Raw genomic sequence first — 4,614 nt, forward strand, 5'->3', positions numbered from 1 at the left:
GTGGTGCGGGACAGCTCCCCGGTGCGGCCGGTGGCGGGGTCGGCGGTGAGCAGCAGGACGCACTGCTGGAGCCGGTCCTGGACGGTCAGCAGGATCTCCTCGGACGACTCCCAGGACGCGTCGGAGACGTACGGGAAGCGTTCGGCGTCCCAGTCGAGCCGGATCCGTCGGCCGCCCGGCCCGAGGACCCACAGCTGGACGTCCGCGTTGGGCCCGCCCGCCTCGGGGTAGGCGAAGTCCTCGGGCGGCAGCTCGGGGTGCGCGGGGTCGGCGAAGTGGCGCCGCTGGAGGGCGGTTTCGTCGACACGGGCGGCGAGGAGGGTGGCGCCGTCGGGGGACCACCAGTGGCCGCGGGAGCGGCCGAGCTCCTCGGCGGCGGCGAACTCGGCGACGCCCCAGCGGGCCCCGTCGTCGGGGCTGACCCGCCCGCCGGGGGCGGTGTACAGGGCGTCGTCGGTGACGTAGGCGATGCGGGAGCCGTCGGTGTCGGGGCGGGGGTCGAAGGCGGGGCCGGCGGCGGGCACCTCGACGACGGCCGGCCGGGCGCCGGGGGCGTACGCGACCGTGAACAGGCGGCCGTAGAGGGCGAAGGCCGCGCTCCGCCCGTCGCCGGAGAGCGCGTACGAGCCGATCCCGGCGGCGGTGAGCCGGGTCCGCTCGCGCAGCCGCCGCTCGGCGACGGGGAGCGGGCCGGGTGCGGGGGCGAGGGCGCGCGGGTCGGCGAGGAGGGTTTCGGAGCCGGTGGCGGTGTCCAGGACCCAGAGGGAGTCGTGGGGGTCGGCGGGGCCGGAGGAGCGGAGGAACCAGAGCAGCCGGCCGCCGTCGCCGAAGGCGAACGCGCGCGGGGCGCCGTACGTGAAGCGGGCCGTCCGGGCGGAGAGCCTGAGGAAATCGTCCATGGACGGCAGTGTGACATGTGAAATGGCACACTGCACAGGTCGTGCATGCTGGGCCATTCGAGTGGTGTGCCCCGGGGGGCAGGTTTAGCGTCGGGAGGGTGGACCCGAACGCATCGCCGACCGGCAAGGAGACCGACGGCAGCACGGGCGGGAACCGAAGGGGGCTCGCGCTCTTCGTCATCGGCTCGTCCCAGCTCATGGTCGTTCTCGACATCACCATCGTCAACATCGCGCTGCCGCACATCCAGACGTCGCTCGGCTTCTCCACCGAGAGCCTGTCGTGGGTCGTGAGCGCCTACACCCTCGCCTTCGGCGGGCTGCTGCTCCTCGGCGGACGCACGGGCGACATCCTCGGCCGCAAACGGGTCTTCATCTGCGGCGTCCTGCTCTTCGGCCTCGCCTCACTGCTCGGCGGACTCGCCCGTACGGAGGGCCAGTTGCTGGCCGCCCGGGCCCTCCAGGGCGTCGGCGGCGCCATCGCCTCCCCGACCTCCCTGGCCCTGATCACCACCACCTTCCGCGAAGGCCCTGCCCGCAACCGGGCGTTCGGCGTGTTCGCCGGGGTCTCCGCGGCCGGCGGCGCGACCGGACTGCTCCTCGGGGGCATCCTCGTCGAATGGCTCGACTGGCGCTGGGTGCTGTTCGTCAACGTACCGATCGCCGTGGTCGTCGCCGCCCTCGCCACCAGGGTCCTGCACGAGTCCGAGCGCCACCCCGGCCACTTCGACCTCGCCGGCGCCCTGCTGTCCACCGTCGGCATGGTCTCGCTCGTCTACGGGTTCATCCGCGCGGCCCAGGACGGCTGGCGCGACCCGTTCACCCTGGCCTCCTTCGGCGTGGCCGTGCTCCTGCTGACCCTGTTCGTCATCAACGAGCGCCGCTCGGTCCAGCCGATCACCCCGCTGCACATGTTCGCCGACCACAACCGCGCCGGCACCTACGGAACCATGCTGTTCCTCGCCTGCGCGATCTTCGGCATGTTCTTCTTCCTGACCCTGTTCGTGCAGAACGTGCTGGGATTCAGTCCGCTCCAGGCCGGCCTCGCCTTCCTGCCGGTCAGCGTGATCATCGCCATCGCCGCGGGCATCACCGCGCGGCTCCTGCCCACGTTCGGGCCCAAGCCCTTCATGGTGGGCGGCGCCCTGTCCTGCACGATCGGCCTGGGCTGGCTGACGCGGACCGGCATCGACTCCACCTACGTCGGCAGCATCCTCGGCCCGATGATCTTCTTCGGCCTCGGCATGGGCCTGCAGTTCGTGTCCCTGACCGTGATGGCGCTGTCCAACGTGGCCGAGCGCGAGTCCGGCGCCGCGTCCGGCCTGCTGAACACCACCCAGCAGGTCGGCGGCTCGCTCGGCCTTTCCGTCCTCGTGACCGTCTTCGGCACGGCCAGCCGCAACGAGGTCCCCGCCCAGGTCGCCGACTTCATGGCCACCGCCACCCCGGCACAGCAGATCGTGTTCCGGCGCACCGGCCGGCTCCCGGACCTGTGGGGCGACGTGGTCCTCACCGCGGGCGTCACCGCCGCCTTCGTGGCCGCGACGGCGTTCACCCTCGTGGGCGCGGCCGTCGCACTGCTCGCCGTCCAGGTCCGCCCGTCCGACCTCGACCGCCTGAAGGGCCACCACACGGCGACGGCTGCGTGAGCGCCGCGGAGCCGTTCCGCATGCGGCTCCGGGACGGGTTCGCCACACTGGGCGTGAAGTGAACGCTGACCCAGCCCCCGCACCGGCCGCCGCCCCCGGCCGGCCGGCGCGCCGCGACCGGCGGCACGCCCTGCTGCCCCCGCTCGCCGCATGGCTGCTCTCGAACCTCGTCACCTGGCTGGTCGCGCAGGCGTCCGTGGCCGGTGAGGGATCCCGGATCTCCTACTGGTCCACGGGGAGCCGCCGCCGCTGGGACTCCGAGCACTACCTGTCCATCGCCAGGACCGGCTACGAGATGTTCTGGTGCCGCGAACGCCACCCGGACTTCCCCGACGTCATGTGCGGGAACGTCGCCTGGTTCCCCGGATACCCCATGGCGGTCCGGGCGCTCACCGCCACCGGCCTCTCCTACGAGATCTCCGCCGTGGTCGTCACCGAAGCGGCGCTGTTCGGCGTGTTCGCGGTGCTGTGGTGGCTGCTCGGCGCACGGCTCACCTGGTCCACCGGCCTCACCCTCGCCATCGCCGCGGTGTTTCCCGGCGGCATCTACCTCCACGCGATGTTCCCGATCGCCCTCGGAACGCTGGCGCTGCTCGTCAGCATCGCCGGGGTGAAACGCGGATCCTGGGCCATGGCCGCCGCCGGAGGCTTCGTGGCCGCGGCCTGTCACATCGTCGGCGCGGCCGTCGTCGGCATGCTGCTGCTGAGCGCGCTCTTCGCCTGGCACGGGGACCGCCGGCCGGTGCGGTTCGCGAAGGCCGGGCTGTCGGCGGCCGTCGCGGCCTGCGGCGTGCTCTGGACCAAGTGGCTCATGTGGCAGGCCACGGGCCGCTGGGACGCGTACGAGACCATCCAGGCGGTCAGCTACGGGCAGGGCGGCCTGCGCCAGCCCTTCGCCGAGATGGGAAAGGCCTACGCCTTCCCGTTCCGGAACTGGCACGTGCCCGAGGGGCGGCTGACCTGGCTGGTGGAGCAGGGCCTCGCAGCCCACCGCCCGCAGTTCTGGCTGAACGCGGCCTTCGTCCTGCTCGTCGTCGCCGCGGCCGCGGTCCGGCTCGTCCGGGACCGCCGGCTCGACGCCGCCGAGTGGGCAGCCCTCACCCTGACGGTGACGATCTACATGCTGCCGTTCTTCGCCGGCGCGGAGATGTCGTGGTACCGCAACCACGCGCAGATGCTCGTCGGGCTCGTCATCGTCAAGGACCTGCCCCGGTGGGTCCAAGCGCTGCTGCTGCTCGGCTGCCTGGTCCAGTACGCCCTCCTGGGCGCGATGTTCTTCACCGGGGCGCTGGTGTAGCCGGACACCCGGCCGTTCGACGCGTCGACCGGCCGTCGCGCCGAACGGTCAGCCGGCGAGGTCCGCGCCGGACCGCCCCCGACCGGCCAGACTCCGGATCCGGCAGCGCATCGGGCCCTCGGTGCGCAGGGTGATCCCGGCGCTGACGGGGATGTCGGTGTCCACGGCCTCGACCTCGTACGCCCGCAGCAGCATCGCCAGCGCGATCACCGACTCCAGCATCGAGAAGTGCTGACCGATGCAGGCACGCGGGCCGCCGCCGAACGGGAACCAGGCGTACCGCGGCCGTCCGGCCTCCGCCTCCGGCGTGAAGCGGTCCGGGTCGAACCGCTCCGGGTCCGGCCAGTACCGCGGGTGGCGGTGCGTCACCCACGGGGCGAGGATCACGTCCGCGCCCGCCGGGACGGCGTGCCCCGCGACCTCGGTGGCGGCGACGGAGCCGCGGCCGATGACCGGGGCCGCCGGGTAGAGCCGCATCGCCTCCTTGAGCACCTGCGTCAGGTACGGGAGCCGCTCCAGGTCGGCGGCCTCGGGCGCACGGTCGCCCAGGACGCGGAGGACCTCCTCGCGGGCCCGCGCCTGGTGCTCGGGGTGCCGGCCCAGCAGGTGCAGGGAGAAGGCGAGCGAGGTCGCGGTCGTCTCGTGCCCCGCCAGCAGGAATATCAGCACCTGGTCGCGCAGCTCGGCCGCGTCGAACTCGCCGTCCTGCGTGCTGCCGGCGGCGGACAGCAGGCTCAGCAGGTCCCCGCCCGCCCCGGCGCCGCCGCCGTCG

At 73.3% G+C, this 4,614-nt stretch carries 4 protein-coding genes; 2 read left to right on the forward strand and 2 right to left on the reverse strand.

Annotated elements, in window-relative coordinates; translation table 11 throughout:
- Window positions 1–899: DPP IV N-terminal domain-containing protein (locus HYE82_RS34205; protein ID WP_179178116.1), on the reverse strand; the 899-nt coding region annotated here is incomplete at its 3' end.
- Window positions 900–997: 98 nt separating this feature from the next.
- Between HYE82_RS34205 and HYE82_RS34210 the strand changes: the two genes are divergently transcribed.
- Both HYE82_RS34210 and HYE82_RS34215 read left to right on the forward strand, forming a co-directional pair.
- A complete protein-coding gene (locus tag HYE82_RS34210; RefSeq protein ID WP_179178117.1) occupies window positions 998–2,545 on the forward strand; it encodes an MFS transporter in 1,548 nt (515 codons plus the stop codon).
- A gap of 58 nt (window positions 2,546–2,603) precedes the next feature.
- Complete coding sequence (locus HYE82_RS34215) at window positions 2,604–3,842, forward strand: hypothetical protein (RefSeq protein ID WP_179178118.1); 1,239 nt, start codon at window positions 2,604–2,606, stop codon at window positions 3,840–3,842.
- Between the two features lie 48 nt (window positions 3,843–3,890).
- On the opposite strand, the gene HYE82_RS34220 is transcribed toward HYE82_RS34215, so the two are convergent.
- Window positions 3,891–4,614 (reverse strand): cytochrome P450 (locus HYE82_RS34220; RefSeq protein ID WP_179178119.1); only part of this gene is annotated, 724 nt, incomplete at its 5' end.

It is taken from the genome of Streptomyces sp. BR123, from assembly GCF_013401435.1.
Lineage (GTDB): Bacteria > Actinomycetota > Actinomycetes > Streptomycetales > Streptomycetaceae > Streptomyces.